This window comes from Sphingomonas sp. 35-24ZXX, assembly GCF_000786215.1.
Classification (GTDB): Bacteria; Pseudomonadota; Alphaproteobacteria; order Sphingomonadales; family Sphingomonadaceae; genus Blastomonas.
Genome location: NZ_JROG01000003.1, coordinates 571,448 through 598,142 on the forward strand (window position 1 = coordinate 571,448; position 26,695 = coordinate 598,142).

25 protein-coding genes, 1 tRNA gene and 1 other RNA gene are annotated in these 26,695 nt (G+C 65.3%); 7 read left to right on the forward strand and 20 right to left on the reverse strand.

Annotation, left to right across the window (positions count from 1 at the left end):
* Window positions 1-5: 5 nt before the first annotated feature.
* The 7 genes from LI72_RS05430 to LI72_RS05460 form a co-directional block, all read right to left on the reverse strand.
* Window positions 6-1,196, reverse strand: a complete 1,191-nt coding sequence (locus tag LI72_RS05430; protein WP_231562369.1) for a serine hydrolase domain-containing protein — start codon at window positions 1,194-1,196, stop codon at window positions 6-8.
* Between the two features lie 14 nt (window positions 1,197-1,210).
* Entirely contained in the window at window positions 1,211-2,605 is a 1,395-nt protein-coding gene (locus tag LI72_RS05435; protein ID WP_033924797.1) for a cryptochrome/photolyase family protein, read from the reverse strand.
* Complete coding sequence (locus LI72_RS05440) at window positions 2,602-3,564, reverse strand: metal-dependent hydrolase (protein WP_033924798.1); 963 nt, start codon at window positions 3,562-3,564, stop codon at window positions 2,602-2,604. Before LI72_RS05440 ends, LI72_RS05435 begins: the two co-directional genes overlap by 4 nt.
* A 5-nt stretch (window positions 3,565-3,569) precedes the next feature.
* Entirely contained in the window at window positions 3,570-4,454 is an 885-nt protein-coding gene (locus LI72_RS05445) for a cyanophycinase (protein ID WP_197051825.1), read from the reverse strand.
* A gap of 32 nt (window positions 4,455-4,486) precedes the next feature.
* Window positions 4,487-5,143, reverse strand: a complete 657-nt coding sequence (locus LI72_RS05450) for an HAD-IA family hydrolase (RefSeq protein ID WP_033924799.1) — start codon at window positions 5,141-5,143, stop codon at window positions 4,487-4,489.
* Window positions 5,140-6,243: a DUF2855 family protein gene (locus LI72_RS05455; RefSeq protein WP_033924800.1), complete on the reverse strand. Its 1,104-nt coding sequence runs from the start codon at window positions 6,241-6,243 to the stop codon at window positions 5,140-5,142. Before LI72_RS05455 ends, LI72_RS05450 begins: the two co-directional genes overlap by 4 nt.
* Window positions 6,244-6,346: 103 nt before the next feature.
* Window positions 6,347-7,264 carry an SMP-30/gluconolactonase/LRE family protein gene (locus LI72_RS05460; RefSeq protein WP_033924801.1) on the reverse strand — a complete coding sequence of 306 codons (918 nt, stop codon included), beginning with the start codon at window positions 7,262-7,264 and terminating at the stop codon, window positions 6,347-6,349.
* 141 nt (window positions 7,265-7,405) lie between these two features.
* Between LI72_RS05460 and LI72_RS05465 the strand changes: the two genes are divergently transcribed.
* Together LI72_RS05465 and LI72_RS05470 are read left to right on the forward strand one after the other, a co-directional pair.
* Window positions 7,406-8,410 (forward strand): aspartate carbamoyltransferase catalytic subunit, encoded by a 1,005-nt coding sequence (locus LI72_RS05465; protein ID WP_443018108.1) that lies wholly within the window; start codon window positions 7,406-7,408, stop codon window positions 8,408-8,410.
* Window positions 8,407-9,660, forward strand: a complete 1,254-nt coding sequence (locus tag LI72_RS05470; RefSeq protein WP_033924802.1) for a dihydroorotase — start codon at window positions 8,407-8,409, stop codon at window positions 9,658-9,660. The genes LI72_RS05465 and LI72_RS05470 overlap by 4 nt, the downstream gene beginning before the upstream one ends.
* Window positions 9,661-9,676: 16 nt before the next feature.
* On the opposite strand, the gene LI72_RS05475 is transcribed toward LI72_RS05470, so the two are convergent.
* A complete protein-coding gene (locus tag LI72_RS05475) occupies window positions 9,677-10,990 on the reverse strand; it encodes an NAD(P)/FAD-dependent oxidoreductase (protein WP_033924803.1) in 1,314 nt (437 codons plus the stop codon).
* Window positions 10,991-11,069: 79 nt separating this feature from the next.
* Window positions 11,070-11,558 carry a TspO/MBR family protein gene (locus tag LI72_RS05480; protein WP_033924804.1) on the reverse strand — a complete coding sequence of 163 codons (489 nt, stop codon included), beginning with the start codon at window positions 11,556-11,558 and terminating at the stop codon, window positions 11,070-11,072.
* A gap of 132 nt (window positions 11,559-11,690) precedes the next feature.
* Here LI72_RS05480 and LI72_RS05485 point away from each other — a divergent pair, with 132 nt between their 5' ends.
* Window positions 11,691-13,313 carry a leucyl aminopeptidase gene (locus LI72_RS05485; RefSeq protein WP_033924805.1) on the forward strand — a complete coding sequence of 541 codons (1,623 nt, stop codon included), beginning with the start codon at window positions 11,691-11,693 and terminating at the stop codon, window positions 13,311-13,313.
* A gap of 16 nt (window positions 13,314-13,329) precedes the next feature.
* On the opposite strand, the gene pcaF is transcribed toward LI72_RS05485, so the two are convergent.
* From pcaF to LI72_RS05500, 3 genes are all read right to left on the reverse strand, one after another.
* On the reverse strand, window positions 13,330-14,532 hold the full coding sequence (gene pcaF / locus LI72_RS05490; protein ID WP_033924806.1) for a 3-oxoadipyl-CoA thiolase: 1,203 nt from the start codon (window positions 14,530-14,532) through the stop codon (window positions 13,330-13,332).
* A gap of 38 nt (window positions 14,533-14,570) precedes the next feature.
* On the reverse strand, window positions 14,571-15,299 hold the full coding sequence (gene gloB, locus LI72_RS05495) for a hydroxyacylglutathione hydrolase (RefSeq protein WP_033924807.1): 729 nt from the start codon (window positions 15,297-15,299) through the stop codon (window positions 14,571-14,573).
* A gap of 83 nt (window positions 15,300-15,382) precedes the next feature.
* Window positions 15,383-15,468 (reverse strand) — tRNA-Tyr (locus LI72_RS05500).
* Between the two features lie 158 nt (window positions 15,469-15,626).
* Between LI72_RS05500 and rlmB the strand changes: the two genes are divergently transcribed.
* The 4 genes from rlmB to LI72_RS18945 are packed head-to-tail and all read left to right on the forward strand — an operon-like array spanning window position 15,627 to window position 18,851.
* A complete protein-coding gene (gene rlmB / locus LI72_RS05505; RefSeq protein ID WP_052129525.1) occupies window positions 15,627-16,391 on the forward strand; it encodes a 23S rRNA (guanosine(2251)-2'-O)-methyltransferase RlmB in 765 nt (254 codons plus the stop codon).
* Window positions 16,392-16,423: 32 nt separating this feature from the next.
* Window positions 16,424-17,347, forward strand: coding sequence for a hypothetical protein (locus LI72_RS05510; protein WP_156139487.1), 924 nt, complete (start codon window positions 16,424-16,426; stop codon window positions 17,345-17,347).
* A gap of 51 nt (window positions 17,348-17,398) precedes the next feature.
* Entirely contained in the window at window positions 17,399-18,196 is a 798-nt protein-coding gene (locus tag LI72_RS05515) for a hypothetical protein (RefSeq protein WP_033924809.1), read from the forward strand.
* A 22-nt stretch (window positions 18,197-18,218) separates the two neighbouring features.
* Entirely contained in the window at window positions 18,219-18,851 is a 633-nt protein-coding gene (locus LI72_RS18945; protein ID WP_052129527.1) for an eCIS core domain-containing protein, read from the forward strand.
* A 142-nt stretch (window positions 18,852-18,993) separates the two neighbouring features.
* On the opposite strand, the gene LI72_RS05525 is transcribed toward LI72_RS18945, so the two are convergent.
* The 8 genes from LI72_RS05525 to LI72_RS05555 form a co-directional block, all read right to left on the reverse strand.
* Window positions 18,994-19,266, reverse strand: coding sequence for an HU family DNA-binding protein (locus LI72_RS05525; protein WP_017671429.1), 273 nt, complete (start codon window positions 19,264-19,266; stop codon window positions 18,994-18,996).
* 186 nt (window positions 19,267-19,452) lie between these two features.
* Window positions 19,453-21,849 carry an endopeptidase La gene (lon, locus tag LI72_RS05530; protein WP_033924810.1) on the reverse strand — a complete coding sequence of 799 codons (2,397 nt, stop codon included), beginning with the start codon at window positions 21,847-21,849 and terminating at the stop codon, window positions 19,453-19,455.
* 122 nt (window positions 21,850-21,971) lie between these two features.
* Window positions 21,972-22,307 (reverse strand): YbaB/EbfC family nucleoid-associated protein, encoded by a 336-nt coding sequence (locus tag LI72_RS05535; protein ID WP_033924811.1) that lies wholly within the window; start codon window positions 22,305-22,307, stop codon window positions 21,972-21,974.
* Window positions 22,304-24,118, reverse strand: coding sequence for a DNA polymerase III subunit gamma/tau (locus LI72_RS05540; RefSeq protein ID WP_197051826.1), 1,815 nt, complete (start codon window positions 24,116-24,118; stop codon window positions 22,304-22,306). The genes LI72_RS05535 and LI72_RS05540 overlap by 4 nt, the downstream gene beginning before the upstream one ends.
* A gap of 92 nt (window positions 24,119-24,210) precedes the next feature.
* Window positions 24,211-24,306: signal recognition particle sRNA small type (ffs, locus tag LI72_RS19515), an RNA gene on the reverse strand.
* A 55-nt stretch (window positions 24,307-24,361) separates the two neighbouring features.
* Window positions 24,362-25,204 (reverse strand): class A beta-lactamase, encoded by an 843-nt coding sequence (gene bla, locus LI72_RS05545; protein ID WP_197051827.1) that lies wholly within the window; start codon window positions 25,202-25,204, stop codon window positions 24,362-24,364.
* Window positions 25,205-25,227: 23 nt separating this feature from the next.
* Complete coding sequence (locus LI72_RS05550) at window positions 25,228-25,563, reverse strand: 2Fe-2S iron-sulfur cluster-binding protein (protein WP_033924812.1); 336 nt, start codon at window positions 25,561-25,563, stop codon at window positions 25,228-25,230.
* A 3-nt stretch (window positions 25,564-25,566) separates the two neighbouring features.
* Entirely contained in the window at window positions 25,567-26,694 is a 1,128-nt protein-coding gene (locus LI72_RS05555) for a cysteine desulfurase family protein (protein ID WP_269429426.1), read from the reverse strand.
* Between the last annotated feature and the right edge of the window lies 1 nt (window position 26,695).

Here is a 26,695-nt window from a genome sequence, read left to right on the forward strand (position 1 = left end):
AGCCCTCAATTGGCCGCCATGGCGAGCTTCTGGAAGAAGTGCAGCTGCGGCACGCGCAGGTCCGCGCCGCTGGCCTTGGGCCAGTTGCTGACCACCGCCACCACCAGATTCTTCTGCGGCACGATCAGGATCGCCTGGCCGAAAATGCCCTGGCCACCCCAGGCACCACCCGGATAGGTCCACCACTGATAGCCATAGCCGAAGCCCGGCAGCCCGACCGAGGCCTGCTCCTTGCCGGCATCGGCAAACCAGCCCTCGGGCACCTGACCCTTGCCACCTTCCAGCGCGAACAGGCCCATGCGGGCATAATCGGCCAGTCGGATCGACAGGCAGCAGCCGCCGACATTCTGTCCGGCGGAATCGACCATCCAGAACAGATCACCTTCAAAGCCCGCAGGCTTCACGATCTTCTCTTCGGCATAGGCGCTCAACGTCTTGCCCGTGGCGCGCTGAACAATGACACCGATCAGGTTGGTTTCACCTGTCTTGTAAACCCATTTGGTTCCAGGTTCGGCCTCGCGCGGCAGGGTCTTGAGATAGGCCGTGTTGGGGTCTTCGCCCGGGCCGACCGGCACCGATAGCATCTTCACGACATCACTGTTGGGGTCGGTATAATCCTCGTTCCACTTGACGCCCGATGTCATGGTCAGGATCTGCTTGACGCTGACCCCGTCATAGCCGCTGCCCTTGAGTTCGGGCACGTACTTCGTCACCGGATCGTCGATCGAGGCGATGAAGCCATCCTTCACCGCCGCGCCGACCAGGGTCGAGGTGAACGACTTGGCGACCGAGAAGCTGGTCCAGCGATCGTCGGGCTTCATCCCCAGGCCATAGCGTTCCAGCCGCACCTTGCCGTCCTGGATGACCATCAGCCCGGCGACGTTCTGCGCCGCCATGAAGGCATCGATATCGGCATTGGTGATGGCCAGCGGCTCGCCCTTGGGCAGCGCACGCGGAGTACCGGCCTTGGCCGAGGTGCCTGGGAATTGCGCTTCCATCGCGCGAAAGTTGGCGGCGCGTTGCGCGTCTGACCAGAACAGGATCTGCGCGCCCGCGGTGCGGACCTTTTCAAGCTCGGCCGGGCTCATCTGCGTGATCGCCTTGACCGCAGGCGCATCCGCGTCCTTGGCCATCACCATGCCGCCAGTACCGATGGCGAGCGCGCACGCCGCCGCAAATGTTGTCCAGACCCGCATTACCCTGTCTCCTCTTACGCTTTTGTTTTTGCGTGCGCGGCCAGCGCCCGCTCTCGTGCTTCCTTATGCCCGATGACCTTCTTCGGATAGCCCTTGACGTATTTGCCCGCAGCTTCCGGATCATGGATAGCGCTGTCGGACAGTCCGGCGAGTTCCGGCACCCATTGGCGGATATAGCCCGCCGCATCGAACTTGTCCGATTGGGTGAGCGGCGCCATGATCCGCACGAACATGTTCGAATCCACACCGGTGCCCGATGTCCATTGCCAGTTGGTGGCGTTAGACCCGTAATCGGCATCGACCAGAGTGTCCCAGAACCAGGTCTCGCCCACGCGCCAGTCGATGAGCAGGTGCTTGATCAGGAACGAGGCTGCCACCATCCGCACCCGGTTGTGCATCCAGCCCGTGGCCCAGAGCTGGCGCATGCCGGCATCGACCAGCGGATAACCGGTTCGGCCCTGCTGCCAGGCGGTCAGATCGCGCGCGACGTCCTCGTCCGCCGGATCTCGCCAGGGGAAGGCATCGAAGCCCTCGCGTGCGTTCGCCTTGCCATAATCGGGGTACTGCGCGATCACATTCTGCGCATAATCGCGCCAGACCAGCTCCTTCAGGAAGGTCTCGACCGAACCGCCGGCGTCCATCGTCGCATGCCAGACAGTGGCAGGCGAAATCTCGCCGAAGTGCAGGTGCGGCGACAGGCGGGAGGTGCCTTCAACCGAGGGCAGGTTGCGCTGTTCCTCGTACAGCCGCGCGCGCGGATCGAACGCCGCGAGCCTGTCCGCCGCGCCCGCCTCGCCCGGTGTCCACTCTTCGCCAAAGCCCTTGGCCCAATCCGGCTTGGTGGGCAGCAGCGCCCAAGCCGCCAGATCATCGCTCTCGGGCCAGCGATCGGGGGCTGCAAGCGTCTTGGGCACGGGCAGCGGCTGGGCCCGCGGCATATGCTGCGCCAGAGCCCGCCAGAAAGGCGTGTAGATCTTGTAGGGCTGCCCGCTGCCGGTGGTAACCGATCCCGGCGGCATCAGGTAATTGCCGTCGTGACGTTCGAACGCACATCCTTCGGGCAGCTTGTCCTTCAGCGCCTTTTCCGCGTTGCGCCACCACGGTTCGTAATGGCGTAGCGCATGCACCGCGATGGCACCGGTCTCGCGCGCCAGATCGGCGATCACCTCTGCTGCCACGCCGCGCCGCAAAATCAGACGCGAGCCAATTTTTTCCAGATCGGCTGCGAGCGATGTCAGGCTGTGATGCAGCCACCAGCGCGAGGCCCCGCCCATTCGCCGGTGGCGCGGCGTCTCGTCATCCAGCACGAACACCGGGATCACCGGCCCCGCCTTGGCCGCCGCCGCCATGGCAGGCTGATCGGCCAGCCGCAGATCGCGGCGCAACCAGACGATGACGGGGCTGTTCATGGGATTTCCTTTACATCGACGACCACGGTGAACCGGTCGGCGATCGGGGAACTGTCGAAGCGCGCATCGCGCAGCATCACCCTTTTGCCGCCCGGAATGTCGGTCAGCCGTGCATATGGCATTCGCGCCCAGAACAAAAAGGCCTGCGCATCAGAACTTTGCGCCTTCGCCCGAGCAACCCAGGGGCTGTCCATGCCGTTGGCAGCGCTGCCGGGCTGCAGGGTCAGCTGCGGGTTACCGAACGCATTGAACGCGCCGCGCCCAATCAGGTGGTCGGCCTGCCACAGCATCTGCCGCTGCCAGAACAGCACCGGAACGGCATTGGCGATCACCAGATCGGGGGTCAGGCCCTGCTCGGCTGCGACGGCCTGTGCGGTCTGATGCTCGGCATGCGCGGACAGCGCGTAATTGCCCGAGATATAGAGCAGCGCGAACGCCAGCACCGACTGGGCGGGCCGCTGCCAGCCCTTGCGCCCTGCCGCTTCCATTCGCCGGGAAAGCCATATCCCAAGTGGCAGCACGGTCCACAGCACCGCATCGACAATGAAGAGGGTATCGCCGTGAAACCAGCGGGGCGAGAATGGCTCGAGCAGGCGGATGCCGTAATTGTTCAGATAATCGAGCGCAGGGTGTGACAGCGTCCCGATATAGGCGAGCAGCAGCAGTGCCCCTGGGCGCACGGGCAATCGGTCACGCGGCCGTTTTCGGCGGCGCACCTGCCAGCGTTCGAAGGCCAGCATCGCGACGGTCAGCAGGATCGGCAGGATCAGCAGCGCGATCGGCCCGTGCGTCACGCCGCGACGCAGCGCCAGCGATTGCGTCCCCAGCACGCTCAACACCGCGTCGATATCGGGCAGGTTGGCGGCGATGATCAGCGTCGGCACCGCAAGTCCGCTCATCCGCTTGAGCCCGGCCTGGCCCAGCGCCCAGCCGGCCAGGCTGTGGGTGAAATTGTCCATTCCGTTCAGTCCTTCATCGCCGGGAACCGCGCGAAACGCGCATTCTCCATCACCGCACGCTCGCACGATCGGTGACCGTCGGACGGATCGATGACCGTGATTGTCCCGCGTCCGGTGACATGGCCGGTCTCCCGCCCCAGCTCGAACACGAACCCGGTATCCTCATCCACCCCCACCCCGGTGACCGAGGTGGCATCGATACAGGCGACCGCGCGCATCAGGCGAGACAGTCGATTGCGCTCGCTGAAATGCTGGTCGAACACGGTGCCCGGCAGCAGCCCGAGACCCCGGCCCAGCACCAGAGGCACGCTCGCAGCGTCCTCGTCGCGCCCCTCGCAGTTCTTGAGATCGCGCGACACCGGCGCGGTCAGCGCCACATCCGGGCTGCCGCACGCGATCATGTGTTCCCCCATGACCGCAGCCCCGGCGCTGGTGCCACCAATCACGGCGCCGTCTTCCAGCCGCTGGCGGATCGCCGCGAGCATTGGCGTGTCGCTGCCATCGCTGGCGACCAATGCGGCCATGATCCGCAACTGGTCTCCGCCCAGCATCCAGATCAGGCCCGCTCCCGCCAGCTTGGCGACTTCGGACGGGTTGCTCGCCCCCGATGCCCAGCGCGATTCATCGACGAGCTTGGTATCTGGGTCATCGACAATGGCCACTTCCACCACGCGAATACGGCTGGGCTCCACGCCATGCGCCTCGAACGCCTTGGCGGCGCGCGGCACCGATCGCCCGATGATGCCCGAGGCTGCCGGGATGATCACGACATCGCGCGCATCGGCGGGCATCGCGTCGATCATCGCGCGATAGACATCGGCATTGTCGTCCGCCAACGCCCCGCCGACGACGACCACGGTTCCCGGCTCGGCCCAAGCCGGAACCGCCATGCATGCCAGCAGCGCCGCCCCCCAGAGCCGCATCAATCGGGCCAGGTGTCGGCCAGGCCCAGCAGCGCGCGCAGATCGTGCAGCGCCTGCGCCTCGCCCGTGACCTTGATCGCGGCCATGCCGAGCGCGGCGGCGGGTTTGCAGTTCACCCCCAGATCGTCGAGATAGATGCACGCCTGGGGCGCGATCTGCAGCGCCTCGCACATCATCGCATAGATGCGCGGATCGGGCTTGCGGACACCCGCCTTGCTGCTTTCGATGACATGGTCGAACCGCGCCATGATCGCCGCGATCTCGCCGGCGCGCGCATCATCGAACACCATCGCCGAGCCCTTGCCCGCGCGGACATTGTTGGTGATGCAGCCGACCGTCAGGCCCCGAGCCTTGAGCGCATCGAGCGCAGCGACCATGCGTGGCCGAACGTCGCCAGCGAGGCAGGAGATGACATCGCTGCCGCGGATTGCCAGTCCCAGCGCCGCAGCCTCTCCAGCAAATTCGGCGTCGAACGCGCTTGCGTCGATCTCTGCCCGCTCGAACCGCGCCCAGGCATTGTCATCGGGGTTGGTCGCGTTGATCCGGCGGATGGCATCGCGCGGCAGGCCGCGATCGGCCTCCAGCCGGTTGAACGCCTCGAAGGGCGACGAGGTGATGACCCCGCCGAAATCGAAGATCACGGCTGAAAAATTCATGGGACGATGACCAGCCCCGCCTTGGCATCGGCCTTGCCGGCAACGGTTTCAAAATAGGCCGCCAGCGCCGCCTCCGAGCCCTGGCGCTTGTCGATCGACAGGATGCGCGGGGCCAGATCGGCAAAGCCGAGCCACGCCGCCTCCAGCTTCTGGCGGAAGCTGTCCGGCCCCCATTCGCCGATGCGCTTTTCGCTGCGCCCGGGCGCAAAGAACATCTGGCGCGGGGGGCCCGCCATGGTGCCCGCATCCTCATTGGCATCCCAGTGCGACTTGCCGACGACGATCGATGCCTTCAAGGCAGCGCCGAAATGGTTGTGCACGCTGGCGGCGACTTGCGGGTTGCCTGCCATGTCAATCATCGCGCTGGGTACGTCCGCATCCATCGCGCTTACGGCATCATAGGTCACCACCTGGTCATACAGGCCCAGCGCTTCGACATAGGCCGCATTACCGGCGCTGGTCAGCCCGACGATCTGCGGGCGCGTTTCGCGCTGCTGCAGCGCATGTGCCAGTCCGATCGCGGTCTTGCTCGACGCGCTGGCGACCAGGATTTGCTTCGCAGCATAATCGCGCTCGTCCTCCAGCTGATCGGCGATCAGCCAACCGGTGAGGAACAGCGGGCGGAACACCGGCCAATAGTCATGATCCTGCGCGCGATAGTCACCCAGCGCATCGATGCGCTGATACTGGTTGTAGATGATCGGCAGCGTCGTCCGGCGCGGCGTCACATCGACAAAGCCGTTGGCGCTGACCCGGCCCGGGTACAGCACCGCATGGCTCGCCATCGGGTAATAGCCGTAAAATTGCGCCCCCACCGGCACGCCTTCATGCGCGCTGCGGCTGACCGTCGCAAAGCCCCAGACCGGCAGACGCCCAGGCAGATCGCGCTCGGCAAAGAAATCCCAATAGCCCTGATCGTTGCCGAACAGGCCGAGCGGCTTGCCGAACACCGCATAGGTGACGTTGTTGGCGGTCATCGCGTAGAGATCGATCGACACTTCCACCGCGCCGTCGGGCAGCTCGGCTTCGGTCTCGGTCACGATCCGCGCATCGCCGATCTGGTCGCGGTCGATATTGATGGCCCAGCGTTGGTCGGTCACGTTGTTTGTCCCTTATTGCGGTTTCGATTCCCGAAAGGCGCTCGAGCCAGATGCAGTGTTGTGTCAGCCCGCATCCGGGCGTTGGCGCTCGCCCGGGATCGGGTCATGTGTTCAGATAATTCAGCTTCGCGCCGCCCCTCGGCCAGTCCATCTTCACCAGCCGCCCGGTCCCCGACAGCGTGATATAGGCCGTCTTCAGATCAGGCCCGCCAAAGCAGATATTGGTGGTGAAGGGATCGTCGGTGGCGACGAACTCGACCAGCTCGCCCGCGGGCGAGATGACCGAAATCCCGCTCTGCCCGATGGTGGCGACGCAGACATTGCCCGCACCATCGACCCCGAGCGAGTCGAAGAACGTGTAGCCAGAAGGGCTGTAGAAGAACGTGCCACCCGGTCCCAGCAGGCCCTGGCTGAACGCAATCTCGCCCGGCGCAGCAATGTCATACGCCCACAGCTTGCAGGTATAGGTCTCTGCGACATAGAGCCGTTTGCCATCGGGCGAGAGGCCGATGCCATTGGGGTTTTCCATCGGAAAGATGACTTCCTTGAGCAGCGAGCCATCCGCCCTGGCATAGAAGACGCCGGTGACATCGCGCTCGCGCCGCCGCGTCTTGCCATGGTCGGTGAACCAGAAGCCGCCAGCATCATCGAAGACGATATCATTGGGGCCCCGCAGCGTGCAGCCGAAATCGCCGCTCTTGTAGAGCGTCTCGACCGCGCCGGTGTCTAGATCCACGCGCTCGATTCGTCCGCCCGAATAATCGTCCGGCTCGCCGTGCGGGATCAGCAGCCCTGCCCGTTCGACATAATGGAAGCCGCCGTTGTTGCAGACATACAGCTTGCCATCAGGGCCGATCGCCGCGCCATTGGGGCCGCCGCCAAGCTCGGCGACGACGGTCTGCGAGCCATCGGGCTGGACCCGCGTGACACAGCCGCGTTCGATCTCGACCAGCACGACACTGCCGTCGGGCATGGCCACCGGGCCTTCGGGAAAGCGCAAACCATCGGTTACCAGGTCCATCCAGAATCCTTCCCGCTGACATTGTTGTTAGCTGGCATCATTGCGGCAGTCGCATCGCCTGTCCAGCCCGCAAACGGACGCAGGCCAAGATGAAAACGTGGCTTGAGCGAAAGCCGATTCGGTCCTAGACGCTCGGCTTTAATGACATCCTCAGCAACGCCCCCTTCGCGCCGCCCTGCCAGCGACTATCCGCCGGGCAGCATGGCCTTTCCCCATCGGCATCTGCTGGGCATTGCCGGGCTGCAGCCCTGGGAAATCGAGTTCCTGCTCGACGAGGCCGAGCAATGGGTCGATCTCAACCGCCAGCCAAGCAAGCACGACGACCGTCTCGCGGGCCTGACGCTGATCAACGCGTTCTTCGAGAATTCCACCCGCACCCTGTTGTCGTTCGAGATCGCGGGCAAGCGTCTGGGCGCCGACGTTGTGAACATGCATGCCGCGCAGTCGAGCGTGAAAAAGGGCGAGACGCTGATCGACACCGCGGTGACGCTCAACGCGATGCGTGCCGATGCCATCGTCATCCGCCATGGCAGCTCGGGCGCGGTGCAGCTGATTGCCGACAAGGTGGGTTGCCCGGTGCTCAATGCCGGCGACGGCACCCACGAGCACCCGACCCAGGCCTTGCTCGATGCGCTGACCATCCGGCGACGCAAGGGCCAGATCGCTGGGCTGCGCGTCGCGATCTGCGGCGATATCCTGCACAGCCGGGTGGCGCGATCGAATATGATCTGCCTGTCGACCCTGGGTGCGGATGTCCGTGTCGCAGGACCACCGGCGCTGATGCCGCCTGCGGTCGAATCGATGGGGGGCACCCCCTGCCGCAGCTTTGCCGAGGCGCTCGACGGCGCGGATGTCGTGATGATGCTGCGACTGCAGAACGAGCGGATGCAGGGCCAGTTCATCCCTTCGCCACGCGAATTCCGCCACCTCTATGGGCTGACCGACGCCAAGCTGGCGCTGGCGCAGCCCGATGCCCTGGTGATGCATCCTGGCCCGATGAACCGGGGAATCGAGATCGACAGCCATATTGCCGACAATGTCCAGCGATCGGCGATCACCGATCAGGTCGAGATGGGCGTGGCGATGCGCATGGCGTGCCTGGACGTGCTGACCCGCAGACGGCGCGGCGTGGAGGGCTGGGCATGAGCAAGACCCCGACCACACCGCTCAGCATCGTCAACGGCCGCCTTGTCCTCCCGGGCGAGGCCGAACCAGTCGCGGGCGGCATCCGCATTCTGGGTGACCGGATCGCCGAGATCGGGTCTGTCACGCCGGGGCCGGACGACCATATCCACGACGCCAAAGGCGCGCTGATTGCTCCTGGTCTTGTCGACTTGGGCGTCTTTGCGATCGATCGTCCTGCATTCCACTTCGGCGGGATCAGCCGGGCAGCGCTGATGCCCGACCAGAACCCGCCGCTCGATCACCCGGCCCGCGTGCGCTTTGCCGCCTATTCGGGCAAGCCGGACTTCTGGGTCCACCCGCTCGCCGCAGCCACGCGCGATCTGGGCGGGGCGGAGATGGCGGAGATCGCGCTGATGCAGGAGGCGGGCGCACGCGCCGTCGCCACCGGGAGGCGCTGGATCGTCGATACCGGCGTGATGCACCGGCTGATGCAATATTGCGCGATGCTCGATCTGCCGCTGATCGTCCACAGCCAGGATCATGGCCTGTCGGGCAACGCTGTCGCCACCGCAGGCGAGATGGCAACGCGGCTGGGTCTGCCCCAGGCGCCGGCAGAAGCCGAAAGCATCGCGATCGCCCGCGACCTGGCGTTGGTCCGGATGACGCGCGCGCGCGTGCACTTCCGGCAGGTCACGACACGTGCAGGCCTGATGTTGATCCGCGCCGCCAAGGCCGAAGGGCTGAGCGTCACCGCCGGGATCACGCCTGCGCATCTGTTCCTGTCCGATGTCGCCCTGGGCGGCTTTCGCACCTTTGCCCGGCTCTCGCCGCCGCTGCGATCCGAAGACGACCGCCAGGCAGCGCTGGAGGCCGTGGCGGACGGCACCATCGATGTCATCGCCTCGGGTCACGATCCGCGCGGGCCCGAAGACAAGCGCCTGCCGTTTGCCGATGCGGCTCCCGGCATGGCCGGCGCGGAAACGCTGCTGCCGCTGTCGCTCGGGCTGGTGCGTGACGGACTGATTTCCACCGAACGCCTATTCGACCTGATCGCGGCAAACCCTGCGCGCATGCTGGGCGTGCAGGCAGGCGCGCTGCGCACCGGCTACGAGGCCGACATCGTCCTGATCGATCCCGACCGCCCCTGGCAGGTGGATTCGGGCAAGATGGCCGCCAGTGCGGGCAATACTCCGTTCGACCGGCTGCCGGTCCAGGGCCGCTGTCTCGCGCTGTTCAAGGGCGGCAGGCTGGTCGACCAGATCAAGGGCTGATCGCCACCCTTTCGCGTCAGTGCAGCTTGAGCTTGGGCCGCACGATCTGGTTGACGTGACCGATGACGATCAGCGAAATTCCGCGCAGCCAGCCGTGGATGGCGATGAGGTGCATGCGGTAGAGCGATTGGTAGGCCCAGCGCGCCAGTCGTCCTTCCACCGCCATGCGACCACCGACGAGATTGCCCATCAGGCTGCCCACGGTGGAAAATCGGCTCAGCGACACCAACGATCCGTGATCCTTGTAGACGAAATCCTTGAGCGGCTTGCCCGTCTGCATCCGGCACAGATTGTCGAAGATGTGGCTCGCCATCTGGTGTGCGGACTGCGCGCGCGGCGGGATGGGGCGTTCCTGCCCTGGGAGGATGCACGAAGCGCAATCGCCCAGCGCAAAGATATGCTCATCCATCGAGGTCTGCAGCGTCGGTTTGACCACGAATTGGCTGAGACGGTTGAGTTCGAGATCGCTCATCTCATTGACGCCTTCGGCCCCCTTGACCCCGGCAGCCCAGACGATGAGGTCGGCAGGGATGACCTCGCCCTGCTTGGTCTCGACCGAATGCTCGGCGACGCTGACGACCTGCGTGTTCTCGCGGACGCTGACGCCCAGCTGCTCCAGCTCGTGCTTTGCAACGCCGGCGAGCTCGGCATCGATCTGCGGCAGGATGCGCGGTCCAGCCTCGACCAGGGTCACTTCCAGCTTGGATTCGTCGAACACCTCCAGCCCATAGTTCCTCAGAGCCTTGGCGGCATTGTACAGCTCCGCCGACAGCTCCACGCCCGTCGCGCCGCCGCCGATGATGCAGATCCGCACCCGTGCCTCGGGATTGCCGGTGTTGTGTTCGTGATTGGCGCGCAGGCAGGCGTTGAGCAGACGCTGGCGGAAGCTGTCTGCCTGGGCGCGATGTTCGAGGAACTGCGCATGCTCGCGCACCCCGGGCGTCCCGAAATCGTTGGACACGCCGCCAAAGGCCAGCACCAGATAATCATAGCGAATCTGATGCCGTCCGATCACCTCGCGGCCCTGATCGTCGATCAGCGGCGCGGTGGTGATGTGCTTGGTCGTGCGGTCGATGCTCTCGAGCGCACCATTGAAAAACCGGTAACCCCAGCGCACGGCATGGCCGCCATAGCCGACCTCGTCGAGATTGGCATCGAGCGACCCTGCCGCTACTTCGTGCAGCAGAGGCTTCCAGATATGGGTGAGGTTGCGATCGACCAGAATGATATCGTGCTTTTCGCGACCGAATTTGCTGCCCAGGCGGCGCACCAGCTCAAGCCCGCCTGCCCCGCCGCCGACCACCACGATTTGCGTCTTCTGTTCGCTCACGTTACCCCCTGCAAAAAGTGTCAAGCAAAGTTAACACACTTTATCCGCAGGCAAAGCCTTTTGGCCGGTCACCGCGAAATCAGGAGGAAGCCGCCTTTCCGAACGGCCGGTTCAGCTGCACGATCTTGGCATTCAGGATCGCGGCGAAGCTCACCCAGACGAGATAAGGCACGATCAGCCAGCTTGCGAGCACCGAATAGGGCCGCAGCCAGATGCACATCGCAAACACCGACGACCACAGGAACACGACCTCGATCTGCGCCCAGTCGGGCCGGTGCAACTTGAAGAACAGCGGCGACCAGAACAGGTGGAAGACGAAATTTGCGGCATAGAGCGCGATAATGATACCGCGATCGGTATCGCTCGAAGCACCGTTCCAGGCCAGCACCAGCGCCCAGGCCGCTGCTCCCAGAATGATCGTCCAGGCGGGACCGAACAGCCAGTCGGGCGGCTGCCAGCTGGGCTTCTTAAGGTTTTTGTACCAGCTGCCGATTTCGGTCAGCAGGCCGCCCGCGCCGCCCAGAACGACGGCCCAGGCGATAGCGGCGATGACAATGGGGCTGAACATCCCCTGACAATGGGGTGCCTGCACAGCCAGCGCAATGCCACATGTTGTGGTGCGGCACATCCGGGCTTGCCGCATCGATCCCAAGCTGCTGATATGGTTACCATAGCAACGACATATCCAGGGGTTTCCAATATGCGCACCACCCGTTTCATGCTGGCAACGGCCCTTCTGGCAAGCGCCGCATCGGTGCCGACCACGGCCGCCTTTTCGCAGATGCCAAGCGCCGGCGCGATCACGCCGTCGCTGACGCTCAAGGCAGCCAAGGCGCAGTATCGCCCCGTCCGCTTCGAACCTGCCATGCCCGCCGCCAGCGGAACGCTCGTTCTGCCGCTGACTGCAGAGGGCGACCTTGCGACACGCGCTTCCGTGCTCAGCGATGCGGAGCGCAGCGCAATCCAGCGGGCCCTGGCCTCGGCCGAATTCGATTACGCCAACCCCGGCTCGCTCACTCTGCGCGGCATCGGCAACTGGGACCGCATCCATGTCGTCGGCACCGGCAAGGACCTGAGCGCGGCCGCCGTGCAGAAGCTGGGCGTCATGGCGGGCCGCGCGCTGATGAAGGACAAGGGGCCGCTGGTCGTGCTGGCGGGCGGACTGCCCGCAGAGGCCGCGGCCGAACTGGCGACCGGCATGGGGATCGGCGAATATCGCTCGGATCTCTATCAGGCCAAGGCCCGCGAAGCCGCCCCGATGGCGGCGACCACCATCGTCAGCGATTCGGCGCAGGCAGCCCGCGCGCTCTATGAAGACCGGGGCAAGCCGCTGATCGACGCCATGGCCTTTGCCCGGGATCTGTCCAACGAGCCCGCCAACGTCGTGTATCCCGAAAGCTTCGTCGAACGCACCCGCGCGGCGTTTGCAGGCGTGGCGGGCGTCACCATCGAGGCGCTCGATGTGCCCGCGATGGAGAAACTGGGCATGGGCTCGATCCTGGGCTCGGGTCGCGGGTCGGCGCGTCCGCCGCGCATGCTGATCGTCCGCTATACCGGGCGCAGTGCGCCAGCGTATGGACCGGTGGTCCTGGCAGGCAAGGGCATCACTTTCGACAGCGGTGGTATCTCGCTCAAGAACGGCAGCGGCATGGGCGACATGAAGTTCGACATGTCCGGCGCTGCAAGCGTGGTCGGCGCAGTGCTGGCACTGGCTAGGTCACGCGCGCCTGTCGATGTCGTTGCGATTGCGGCGCTGTCCGAGAACATGCCCGATGGCAACGCCGCGCGCCCGGCGGACGTGCTGCAGGCGATGAACGGCAAGACGATCGAGATCATCTCGACCGACGCCGAGGGCCGCCTTGTGCTGGCCGACGCTGTCGCCTATGCCGATGCCAAGCTGAACCCTGCAGCGATTGTCGATGTCGCGACGCTCACCGGATCGATCATGACCGCGCTGGGGGATGATTATGCTGGGCTGTTCAGCCGCCACGATCCGCTGGCCGACCAGCTGATCATGGCCGGAGATGCCAGTGGCGACGAGCTGTGGCAGATGCCGCTGCATCCAAGCTACGCCGAGGACACCAAATCGACGATCGCCGACATCAAGAATTCGGGCGTCAGCGGTGCCGGTGCGGGTGCGGGCGCGCATTTCATCGGCGCGTTCGTGAAGCCTGAGACGCCCTGGGCGCATATCGACATTGCGGGCATGGCCTGGGGCGGCGCCAACGACCTCAAGCCGGCAGGCGCGACCGGCTATGGCGTGCGTCTGCTTGAGCGATTCGTGCGCGACTTCCAACCGGTAGAGAAAGTCGCAGGGAAATAGGCACCGCGCGCGCCGATCACACCCGCTCGATCAGCATGGCAATGCCCTGCCCAACGCCGATGCACATCGTGGCAATGGCATAGCGTCCGCCGGTGCGCGCCAGTTCTTCGGTTGCCGTCAGCGCCAGCCGGGCGCCGGACATGCCCAGCGGATGGCCGAGCGCGATCGCGCCGCCATTGGGGTTCACATGGGGCGCGTCGTCGGGCAGGCCGAGCTGGCGCAGAACCGCCAGCCCCTGTGCGGCAAAGGCTTCGTTGAGTTCGATCACCTCGACCTCGCTCAGCCGCACCCGCGCGCGTGCCAGCAGCTTCTGCACCGCAGGCGCAGGGCCAATGCCCATGATCCGGGGCGGCACGCCTGCGACTGCCATGCCGATGATCCGCGCACGCGGTGTCAGCCCGTTGCGCAGCGCGGCCTCTTCCGACGCGACCACGAGCGCTGCCGCGCCATCATTGACGCCGCTCGCATTGCCTGCCGTCACCGTTCCGGTCGGGCGCACAATGGGCTTCAGTGCTGCCAGCGCCTCGATGGAGGTCATGCGGGGGTGCTCGTCGGCGTCGATGACCAGCGGGTCGCCCTTGCGCTGCGGGATGCTGACAGGGACGATCTCCGCCGCCAGCCGGCCCGAAGCCTGCGCTGCGGCCGCGCGCTGCTGGCTGCGCAGCGCGAACGCATCCTGGTCGGCGCGGGCGATGCCGAAGTCTTCGGCGACGTTTTCCGCGGTTTCGGGCATCGAATCGACCCCGTGCACCGCCTTCATCAGCGGGTTGACGAACCGCCAGCCGATGGTGGTGTCATAAACTGCTGCGTCGCGGGCAAAGGCGCTGCCCGCCTTGGGCATCACGAACGGCGCGCGGGTCATGCTTTCGACGCCGCCTGCGATCATCAGATCGGCATCGCCTGCCCGGATGGCGCGCGCGGCAGAGCCGACGGCATCAAGCCCCGACCCGCACAGCCGGTTGATCGTTGCCCCGCCCACGGTCTCGGGAAGCCCCGCAAGCAGCGACGCCATGCGCGCGACGTTGCGGTTGTCTTCGCCCGCCTGATTGGCGCAGCCCATCAGCACATCGTCGATCTGCGCGGCATCGAGCCCCGGATTGCGCGACAACAGCGCGCGCAGCACCACGGCGGCCAGATCATCCGGACGGACAGTCGCCAGACCGCCGCCATAACGGCCGATAGGCGTGCGCACGGCATCACAGATAAAGGCTTCGGTCATGGCATGTCCTCTCGGTCGCAGGCTCCGGTGGTCGTTGATCAGCCCCGGAAATTGTCCTTGGCGGCGCGCCGTTCGGCCAGTTCGGCAGCCGATCCAGCGCGCATGAAGGGATTGGTGGCGCGTTCGAGCGCGATGGTCGTCGGCACGGTCGGCTCGCCGCGCGCGCGCATCGCCAGCACCTGCTCCATCCGCTCGGCCAGCGCCGTATTCTCAGGCTCCGCAACCAGAGCGTAGCGCCCGTTCGATTCGGTATATTCGTGCGCGCAATAAACCTGGGTTTCGCCGGGCAGCCTGGCCAGCCTGGTCATGTTGTCGAACATCTGTTCTGCCGTGCCTTCGAACAGCCTGCCGCAACCCATCGCAAACAGCGTGTCGCCGACGAAGATCGTCGATTCGCCGGGCAGATGATAGGCGATATGGCCACTGGTATGCGCGGGAACGTCTATCACCTCGGCACGAACCGATCCCAGGTGCACGCTGTCGCCGCCCTGGACGGTCACGTCCAGCGTCGCGATCCGGTCGCGCTCGGCCACCGGGCCGGTGATCGTGCAGCCCGTGGCAGCCTTGATGCCCGCATTGCCGCCGACATGATCGGGATGCCAGTGCGTGTTCCAGATCTGCGTGATCGTCCAGCCCCGCGCCGCTGCCGCCGCCAGCACGGGCTCGGCCTCGGCGGGGTCGATGACCACGGTCTCACCGCTGACCGGATCATGCGCCAGCCAGATATAATTGTCGGACAGGGCGGGGATGCGGACGATCTCTATCATGCCCGCGTTGTGCCCAATCGCACCGGCCTTGCCAAGCGCGCAATCGCCCGGACGGGCCGTATCCGGTCTCAAGGGAAAAAGGGTGGTGGACAGGGCTGGATTCGAACCAGCGTACGCTCTCGCGGGCAGATTTACAGTCTGCTGCCATTAACCACTCGGCCACCTGTCCACACATTCAAACCCTGTGCGCTGGCCCCTTGAAGGGGGCCGTTCTTGCCGAGAGGCGGTCCCTTGAACAATTCGCGCTTGCCTGTCAATGGCGTGAGGACGAAAAGCGAAACCAATCCACCACGGCGATCCGATCGCCCAAGAAAGATACGACAGACAATGGCAAAACGCGGCGCACGCAACCGGAACCGCAAGGCTGGGCTGGAAGGCGGAAAGTTACCGCGATTCTGGGGCACCCATGCGGTCGAGGCCGCCTTCAACAATCCCGAACGGCAGATTCGCTGGATTCGCGGCACCCGCGAAGCGCTTGCGCAGTTCGAACTGCCGGCAGGCGTTCCGGTGGAATTCGCCGATGTCGCCGACCTCGCCCGGCTGGTGGCGCGCGATGCGCCGCATCAGGGCGTGGTGATCGAGGTCGAGCCGCTGGACGACATGCTGCTGGCCGATGTCCTGTCGGGCGATCCGATGCGGCCCATCGTGGTGCTCGACCAGGTCACCGATCCGCACAATGTCGGTGCTATCTTCCGGTCGGCGGCCGCCTTCGATGCCGCTGCGATCGTCACGCAGGACCGCCATGCACCGCCCGAATCGGGCACCGTCGCCAAGGCCGCGTCCGGCGCGCTCGAGGTCGTGCCCTGGGTGCGCGTCGTCAATCTGTCGCGCGCGCTCGAAGAGATTGCCGATGCCGGCTACTGGCGCATCGGGCTCGACGGCGATGCCAGCGACACTTTGGCCAAGGTCCTGGGCTCCGGGCCGATCGCGCTGGTGCTGGGCGCAGAAGGCGAAGGCTTGCGGCACAATGTCGCAGGCCATTGCGACGTGCTGGCGCGCCTGCCGATCAGCAGCGCGATGGAAAGCCTCAACGTGTCGAACGCGGCGGCGATTTCGCTGTACGCGATCCGGACGGACCGGGGCGAAGGCTGATGCGGCGCGGGGGGGCTATCGCAGCACGCATATTGGCAGTGGCCGCAGCGGCGTGCCTGCTGACCGGCTGCCTGCTGTCTCCCGGCAAGTTTGCTGCGGACATGACCGTGATGCGCCAGGGCGGCTTCACCTTTGCCTATCGCGGCGAGATCCACCTGCTGGGCCTCTCTCGCCTGGTGGCGATGGGTGCAGCGCTTGACGGCAAGGATACAGGCTTCACCCCCGGCCCCTGCTATGGCGAGCCTGCCGAAGTCGATGCCGCCGTGCTGAAGACCGCGCTGCTTCAGGAAGAAGAAGGCTGGGCCGAAGAGGCGCTGGAGCGCGAATGCACCGCTGCCGAGATCGAAAGCCAGAAGCAGGCCTGGGAAGACCAGCGCACCGCCAAGAAGGCTGAGGACGCGCGCAATATCGAGCTGTTCAAGGCCCTGCTCGGCGGGATCGACCCCAGCTCTCCCGACGCGATCGACGAGTTCATTGTCCGCATCAAGAAGCAGAAGGGCTGGCGCGAGGTGGTCCACAAGGGCGATGGCCTGTTCGTGGTCGACTATGCCATCTCCGGACGGATCGACCAGGACTTCACCTTCCCGGTCATCGAGAAGGTGCAGGGCGTCACCCCGTTCATCGTGGCCTCGGCGCGCGCCAACAACGCCGTGCGGATCGATGCCCCAGCCTTTGCCGCCGGCGGCAGCCAGAACGGTTTCGTCAATGGCAGCATGGGCGGCCTGCTGCCGATCATCCAGGCGCTGGGCGCCGCCGACAATAGCGAGGAAGGCAAGATGCTCGCCAGCCTGCCCCGCCCCGAAGGCACCTTCACGCTGCGCACCGATGGCGACATCCTCACCAACAATACCGAAGACGGCCCCACCGCCGACGGCGCCATGCGCGTGCTCGCATGGCAGATCACCTCCCGCACCGACCGCTCGCCAGAGGCGCTGATCATGCTGACCCCTGGCTAATTGCTTACCACTCTCGTCCATCCCGGGGTCGCGCCTGAAAGGACATTCCAGATGAAAATGATCCGCCTGATCGCCGCGCTGGCAGCACCTTTGCTGCTCACCGGCTGCCTGCTTTCGCCTGGCAAGTTCACCTCGTCGCTCGATCTCAAGCGCGATGGCAGCTTTACCTTCACTTATGCCGGCGAGATCGTGGTGACCGACATGGCACCGCCCCCTGCCGAATTCAGCGCCAGCCCGTGCTACCGCGAGGATAGCGGCGACGAACGCGAGTGCACATCTGCCGAGCTGGACCAGCAGCGCAAGGATTTTGACGAGGCGCAGGCCGCCAACAAGGGCGAGGCCGGCATGCTGACCAGCGCGATGGGCGGCGAAAAGGCTGGCCTGGGCAGCGACGAAAGCATCGCCGAGCTGGTCGAGCAGCTCAAGAAGCAGGAGGGCTGGAAGAAGGTCAGCTATCGCGGCAACCGCATCATCGATGTCGAATATGCCATCACCGGCACCATCGCACACGGCTTTGCCTTTCCGCTGGTCGATGGCGGCGCGGCGATCATGCCTTTCGTCACGCTGATCAAGCGCAAGGACGGCAGCGTGAAGGTGTCGGCGCCAGCCTATTCGGGCGGCGGCGCAGGCGGCGAGATGGCCAGCCTGGGCGCGATGGCGGCGGCAGGCGAAAAGACCCCCCAGCCCAAGCCCGAGGGCACCTTCACTCTCACCACCGATGGCCGCATCCTCACCAACAATACCGAGGATGGACCGACGTCCGCCGCGGGCGTCTCGACGCTGACGTGGGTAGTCAACAGCCGGATGGACAAGGGTCCCGAGGCGCTGATCGGCCTTGCTGGCCAATAGAGGCTCGGCTAGCGGTCTGCGCATGAGCAGACCGCAAACCTTGACCCGGGCGCTGATGGCGCTCGTCCTTCTGGCGACCAGCGGTTGCATCGAGCGCCCGGACGAGGAGCTGCTGCGCCCGCCGCCCGAGGTTGCCCGCGCGCTGGGCAAGTTGGGCTCGCAGACCGTGCAGTCCTCGCGCCGCCTTGCCACCGAGGCGCGCAAGGGATCCGAGCAGCTCGTCCGGCGCTCGTCGCGGCTGACCGGGCCAGTGCTGGCGCAGGCGATCCGGCATGCCGAGGCCCAGGCGTCGCGTGCTGGCGCTCGCCAGGTGCCAGAGCCGATGGCCAGGATCCTGGCCCCTTATTTTGCGCCGGATCTTTTGAAGTCGGTGCGCTGGACGATCGGAACCGGGCGCGTTGACCTGGGCACCTTGCTGACCGAGAAATACATGGATGAAGGCGCGGTCGCGCTGAACCGGCAGGTGGTGTTTTCCAGCGAGCGACTGACACGCAACGTGTGGATCTGGGCGCACGAGCTCGCGCATGTCGAACAATACAGACGGATGGGCATCAACCGCTTTGCAGCGGCCTATATCACCGACTGGCAGGCGATCGAGCGCGAGGCCACCGACCGCGCGAACAAGGTCACCGCAGCGATCCGCAAGGCCGGCTGACCGCCAACAAAAAAAAGGCGGCGCATGATGCGCCGCCTTCTTCTCGTCTCGTGGGCACTTCAACAGGGGAGGGTTGAATATGCGACCCCTGCCCGCTCAAAGCATGTGCCGTACCGCCGCAAAAGGGCGGCGGCCGTCTGGATCAGTTGACCGCATCCTTGAGGCCCTTGCCGGCCTTGAACTTGGGCTGGGTCGACGCCTTGATTTCCATCTTCTCGCCCGTGCGCGGGTTGCGTCCGGTCGAAGCCTTGCGCTTGCTCACCGAAAAGGTCCCGAAACCGACCAGGCGAACTTCGCTGCCCTTGGCGAGCGCACCGCTGATCGAATCGAACACAGCTTCCACCGCCTTGCTGGCATCGGCCTTGGTAATACCGGCCTGTTCAGAAACAGCCGAAATGAGATCATTCTTGTTCATGCCGTGGGAACCCCCTGATTTTTGTTGAACCTTGCTGAATCGCGGCTTTGAGGGGGTCGAGTTAGAACCAGATATTTCTCGCTGTCAAAGGGAAACGGGCGCATTTCCGGGCGTTTTGTCGCAATTTTACCGTAATGCGCCCGCTTCAGCCTTCAACCTGCTCATGCTGCATTGCACCAATACGGTTCAATGCTTTACCGCTACCTCGTGGTGGTCACCGGCACCTACCGGGGGTTGCGCGGCAAGTTCATCCGCTTCGGTCCAGTCGATCGCCACAAACGGATCGACCAACGCGACGCGAAGCACCTCGTCGACGTGGCTCACGGGGATGATCTTCAGCCCCTGCTTCACGTTTTCGGGGATCTCGGCGAGGTCCTTTTCGTTCTCCGCCGGGATGAGCACCGTGGTGATGCCGCCACGCAGCGCCGCCAGCAGCTTTTCCTTCAGGCCGCCGATGGGCAGCACACGACCGCGCAGCGTGACCTCTCCGGTCATCGCGACATCGCGCCGCACAGCATTGCCGGTGAGCGTCGAGATGATCGAGGTGACCATGCCGATGCCTGCCGACGGACCATCCTTGGGCACCGCCCCTTCGGGCAGATGGATATGGATGTCCTTACGCGCAAAGATGCTGGGCTTGATGCCATAAGACGGCGAGCGCGCCTTGACGAACGAGAACGCCGCCTGCACCGATTCCTGCATGACTTCGCCCAGCTTGCCGGTGGTCTTGATCATTCCCTTGCCGGGCACGGTCACCGCCTCGATGGTCAGCAGTTCGCCGCCCACCTCGGTCCAGGCGAGACCCGTCACCGCACCGATGTCGTTCTCCGCCTCGCCGATGCCGTGGCGATATTTGCGCACGCCGGCAAAGTCCGAAAGGTTGTCCGGCGTGATGACCACCCCGGTATCCTTCTTCTCCAGGATGCGCCGCAGCGACTTGCGCGCGAGCCGGGCGATCTCGCGCTCCAGCGTCCGCACGCCCGCTTCACGGGTATAATAGCGGATCAGATCGCGCAGACCGTCCTCGGTCAGCTCGAACTCGCCCTTCTTCAGCCCGTGCGCCTCGATCTGCTTGGCGATCAGGTGCCGCTTGGCAATCTCGACCTTCTCGTCCTCGGTATAGCCCTCCAGCCGGATGATCTCCATGCGGTCGAGCAGAGGCTGCGGCAGGTTCAGACTGTTCGCGGTGGTCACGAACATGATGTCCGAAAGATCGATGTCGATCTCCAGATAATGGTCCTGGAACTTCGCGTTCTGTTCGGGATCAAGCACCTCGAGCAGCGCAGATGCCGGATCACCGCGGAAATCCTGACCCAGCTTGTCGATCTCGTCGAGCAGGAACAGCGGGTTGCTGGTTCCGGCCTTTTTCAGGTTGTTGACGATCTTGCCCGGCAGCGAGCCGATATAGGTGCGCCGGTGACCGCGGATTTCCGCCTCGTCACGCACGCCGCCCAGCGACTGGCGCACGAACTCGCGGCCCGTGGCCTTGGCGATCGACCGACCCAGCGAAGTCTTGCCGACGCCCGGAGGGCCGACAAGGCACAGGATCGGGCCCTTGAGCTTGTTGGTCCGCGCCTGCACGGCGAGATACTCGATGATCCGATCCTTGACCTTTTCGAGCCCGAAATGGTCGTCGTCGAGCACCTTCTGCGCTTCGGCAATGTCGCGCTTGAGCTTCGACTTCTTGCCCCAGGGCAGGCCCAGCAGCACGTCGAGATAGTTGCGCACCACCGTCGCTTCAGCCGACATCGGCGCCATGCCACGCAGCTTCTTGAGCTCGGCCGTCGCCTTGGCCTTGGCCTCGGGCGAAAGCTTCAGCTTCTCGATCTTGGCGGCAAGTTCGTTGACGCCATTGCCGTCGTCGCCATCGCCATTGCCCAGCTCGGACTGGATCGCCTTGAGCTGCTCGTTGAGATAATATTCGCGCTGGGTCTTTTCCATCTGGCGCTTGACGCGGCCACGGATCTTCTTTTCGACCTGGAGCACGCCCAGCTCGCCTTCCATGAAGCCGAACACCATCTCCAGCCGCTTGACCGGGTCGTCCTCGGTCAGCAGGCTCTGCTTGTCGGCCACCTTGACCGAGATGTTCGCCGCGACCGCATCGGCGAGCTTCGAGGCATCGTCGATCTCCGCCAGTTGCACCGCGGTTTCGGCCGGCAGCTTCTTGTTGAGCTTGGCATAATTTTCGAACTGGTCGACCACCGAGCGCATCAGCGCGTTGACGTCGGTGCCGCTGACCGCGCGTGCAGGCAGCGCTTCCACTTCGGCAAGGACATGATCGCCGCTCGGCTGCAACCGATTGAGACGCGCACGCTCGCCGCCTTCGACCAGCACCCGAACGGTCCCATCGGGAAGCTTCAGCAGCTGCAGCACGGTGGCGATGACGCCGATATCATAGAGATCGTCGCGATCGGGATCGTCGCGTGCCGGATCGAGCTGCGCGACGAGGAAGATTTCCTTGTCCTGCTCCATCGCCCGCTCGAGCGCGGCGACAGACTTGTCGCGGCCGACGAACAGCGGGACGATCATCTGCGGAAACACCACGATGTCGCGCAGGGGCAGCAGGGGGTAAGTCTGGAACATGGTCAATTCGGTTCAATCCATCTGGGGTCTGGTTGCCGGTTCTCCGGCAACTTCTCACCGGCCTATATGGTTGCCGGGTCTATCCGCGACAAGCGATCCTGCACCTGCCCAGGTTAACGCATTCAGAACGGAAGCTTGAAACCGGCGGGCAGCGGCATGCCCTGCGCCATCTTGCTCATTTCTTCCTCGCTGGCGCGATCGGCCTTGGTGCGGGCGTCGTTGAACGCTGCTGCGATCAGATCTTCCAGCATCTGCTTGTCGGCGGGCACCATCAGGCTGTCGTCGATCGAAACGCCCAGGATCCGGCCCTTGGCGGTGGCGCGGACCTTGACCAGGCCGCCGCCGGCTGCGCCTTCGACCTCGATCGATTCCAGCTTGGCCTGCGCCTCGTTCATCTGGCGCTGAACGGTCTGGGCGGCTTCCTGAGCGGCAGCCATCATTTCTTCCATGCTTTTCATGCCTTGGCACTCCGTGTTGGCAGGGTCTCGTCTCCATGTGGGGAGATTTCCGCCGCAGTCCAGTCTATTTCCGCGTCAGGAAACGCAGCTTGCGTCGCCTTGACCAGCGGATGGTTCAAAATCTCGTCGCGCATCGCCGCTTCGGCGCGGCGCTCTTCCTCGGCCAGGGTTGGCAAGCCATCGCCCTCGCCGCGCTCCACCTGCCAGCGACGACCGGTGATGTCCGCCAGCGCCTCGCGCAGGAGCGGGACATAATCGTCGCGGCCGGTTGCAGACTGATAGATCAGTCGGTCTTCGCCCAGTTCGATCAGCCGCATGTCCGATTTGACCTGCGCGGCGATCAGCCATTTGTTCGCATTGTCGAGCATGTCGACCAGGCCAGCGATGGTTCGTGGCGCGGCGGGGGCTGAGACATCGGGGGTGGCGTTGCTGGGCGCTGCCGGCGCGGCGTCCCATGGCGGAGATTCCTCGGTCGGGGCGTGCGGCACAGGCTGCGGCTCGGACGCTGCGGGAGCGGGAGCTGCCGCCGGCGCTGCCGGTGTATCGGCCAGGCGCCGTGCCAGCGTTCCGGGATCGGGCATCGTCGCGGCATAGAGCGCGCGCAGCAGCGCCATCTCACACGCCTCGCGCGGCACGGGCGCGCTTTCGATCTCGTCATGGCCCTTGAGCAGCAGCTGCCACAGCCGGTGCAGGCTGGCGTGGCCGAGCTTGCCCGCCCAATCGGCGAGCGCAGCGCGATCTTCCTCGCCGTGCACGGTGCGCACCCGCCCTGCGGACTTGTGCAGCGTGATCGCATGCACCATCGCCAGCAGCCCGCGCATCACGCTCAGCGGATCGACGCCCAGGCTGTGCTGCATGTCGAGATCGGCAAGCATCGCGTCGGCATCGCCCGCGATCAGATGGGCAAACAGCCGCCGCATGGCCCCGCGATCGGACAAGCCCAGCATGCTGCGCACCTGTTCGGCGCGCACCGATGCGCCGCCCTCGGCAACTGCATCGGCGCCGAGGTCTGAATGCGCAATCGCCTGATCGAGGATCGACAGACCATCGCGGACCGAACCTTCGGCCGCATCGGCGATCATCGCCAGCGCATCGGGCTCGGCCTCGACCGATTCCTTGACGCAGATCTCGGCAAAATGGCTGGCGAGCAGCTCCGACGGGATGCGCTTCAGGTCGAACCGCTGGCAGCGCGACAGCACCGTGATCGGCACCTTGTTCACTTCCGTTGTCGCGAACAGGAACTTCACATGCGGTGGCGGCTCTTCCAGCGTCTTGAGCAGCCCGTTCCACGCCTGTTTGGAGAGCATGTGCGCTTCGTCGATGATGTACATCTTGTAGCGCGCGGACACGGCGGCATAGCGCACCGCCTCGGTAATCTCGCGGACATCGTCGATGCCGGTATGGCTGGCGGCGTCCATCTCTATGATGTCGATATGGCGGCCCTCGGCGATCGCGATGCACGGTTCGCACACGCCGCAAGGCGCGATCGTCGGCCCGCCCTTCCCGTCGGGCCCGATGCAGTTGAGCGCCTTGGCGATCAGCCGCGCGGTCGAGGTCTTGCCCACCCCGCGCACCCCGGTCATCAGAAAGGCATGGGCCAGCCGCTCGCGGCGGATCGCGTTGCCCAGGGTCTGGACCATCGCATCCTGGCCGATCAGCTCGGCAAAGGTCTGCGGCCGGTACTTGCGGGCAAGCACGCGATAGGCCTGACCGGCAAGGGCGGAAGGTGCGGCGGCTGGCGGCAGATCGAGCCCGAGACCGGGCATGTCGCTCGCGTCGCTATCCAGTTCGGGGGGCCGTGAATCGTCCATGGCGATGTGATTAGCCGCTGGCGCGCGCCGATGGAAACGAAACCGCCCGCCTGTTCAAAACAGGGCACACAGCGGCGCGCAGACATGAAGGGATGGTAGGAGCCGGACGACCCGCGGCGAAAATCGTTGTGGCTGCTTCCTTCCGGACCTGACCAGATTGGCGACGGCTACGTCCGCCCGACTCCCGCTGCGCATATGGCGACAAGTTTTGCGGAAAGCAAGAACCGCTGAACGACAACCCGATCAGCGCACCACCGGAAGCACTGCGCGGGTGGCATCGGCGATGATCGCGCTGGCCGCATCGCCCTTGACCGTGGGCCGGTCGAGATAGACCGCCAGCGTGTAGCGCTTGCCTTTTTCCGAGGTGAAAACCGCAACATCGTTGAAGGCATTGCCGCAGCTGCCCGTCTTGTCGCCCGCGCTCCAGCCCTGCGGCAGGCCGCCACGAATCCGCTTGAGCCCGGTCGAGGTGTTCTCCATCCAGCGGTACAGCAGGCGCTGCTGCCCCAGCGGCAGAGCCTTGCCCAGCACCAGCCTGCGGCTTGTTTCGGCTATGGCTGACGGTGTGGTGGTATCGCGCGGATCGCCGACGGCATTCTCGTTCAGCTCGGGCTCGCGCCGGTCAAGCCGGGTCACGGCATCGCCCTTGCCCTTCAGCCAGTTGGTGAAGCCCTGCGGTCCGCCCAGCCGATCGAGCAGCAGGTTGGCAGCGGCATTGTCGCTGAGCGAAACCGCCGCCGAAGCGGCTCCTTCGACCGTCACCGGTTCGGGCGGAGACTTGGCCCGCTGCGCCTCGACATAGGGGGCATAAGCGACCATGTCGGCATCGGTGACGGGCAGCGTATCGCCCATGGCCCATTGCCCCTCGGCGGCTTTTTCAAGCACCATCGCGGCGAGCGGCAGCTTGAAGGTCGAGCACATCGCGAAGCGCTCGTCATCACGATATCCGGCGACCTTGCGGCCAGCGTCATCGAGCAACGCGACCCCCAGCCTGCCACCGCTGCGCGCCTCGATCGCGGCAAGGTCGGTCTGAAACGTGGGAGCAGGCGCTACGCTGGCGCAACCGCCCAGGGTGGCCGCTGCCAAGATGACCCAGGCCCGGCGCACCCTCACATGCCCTGCATGTCATAGCTTTCGGCAGGCACGCGGCAGGTCAGGCTGCCCCATTCCTCGCGCAGGAAGATCTGGCACGACAGCCGCGAAGTCCGCGTGACCGCCACCGCGAGGTCCAGCATGTCCTCTTCCATCTCGACCGGCTCGGGAAGCTTGGCGAAATCGGCGGCATCGATGATCAGGTGGCAGGTCGAACAGGCCATCTGCCCTTCGCACGTGCCTTCGAGCGGCAAGCCATGGGCCTGCGCGACATCGAGCAACCTGTCACCATCCTTTGCCTGAACGCTCTGACGGGTCTTGCCGTCGGCGCTGATGAAAATCACCTCGATCATCGCTCACCCCGTCTGCCTGTCGGCCGCATCGATGATCAAATGCGCGGCGCGTTCGATTTCGTCAACCATGGTATAGCGCCCAAAGCCCAGGCGGATCGACGAACGGACCTTGTCGGTCGGCAAACCCAGCGCGGTCAGCACATGGCTGGGCCGTCCCGAGCCGCTGGCACAGGCCGAACCTGCCGAAAACGCCACCCCGCGAACATCCGACATCAGCCGCGCGACATCCAGCCCGTCACGCTGCAGGTTGAGATTGCCGGCATAGCGATGTTCGAGCGAACCATTGACTTGCCAGCCGGAAAACGCGGCCAGCGCGGCATCGCGCAATCGGGCGACATGCGCCGCGTCTTCCGCCTGGCGTTCTCCTGCCAGCTTCGCCGCCGCGCCGAAGCCGGCGCACAGCGCGGGCGACAGCGTGCCCGACCGCAGCCCCTGTTCCTGGCCGCCGCCATGGATCAGCGGTTCCAGCGCCACGCCGTCGCGCACCCACAGCGCGCCGATGCCCTTGGGGCCGTGGATCTTGTGCGCACTGATCGCGATCATGTCCGCGGCTTGCGGCAGTGGCACGCGACCGAAGCCCTGCACCGCGTCGCACAGGAACAAAGCGCCTGCATCATGCGCCATCGCTGCCAACTGCTCGACTGGCTGGATCACGCCGATCTCGTTGTTGACCAGCATCGCTGCGACCAGCGCGGTATCGCTGCCAATGGCGGAGCGCGTGGTCTCGGCATCGACCAGCCCGTCGGTGCCGACCGGCAGCAGATCGAGCCGATGGCCCTTCCCCTCCAGCCACAGGCAGGTATCGCGCACTGCGGCATGCTCGGTGGCGATGGTGACAAGGCCGGAACGCGGAGCCAGCGCGGGCAGAGCCCCTCGCAAGGCAAGATTGAGCGCTTCGGTCGCGCCGCTGGTAAAGATCACGCGGCCGCCGGGCGGCATCAGCGCGGCAATCTGCGCGCGCGCGACCTCAACGGCGGCTGCCGCCCTTCGCCCGACGGAATGCGCGCTATGCGGATTGGCCCAGCCCGATGTGCTGTCTGGCGCTCCCAGCCATGGCTGCATCGCTGCCAGCGCTTCCGGTGCCAGCGGCGTTGTTGCCTGGTAATCGAGATAGATCGGCTGTGCCGCCACG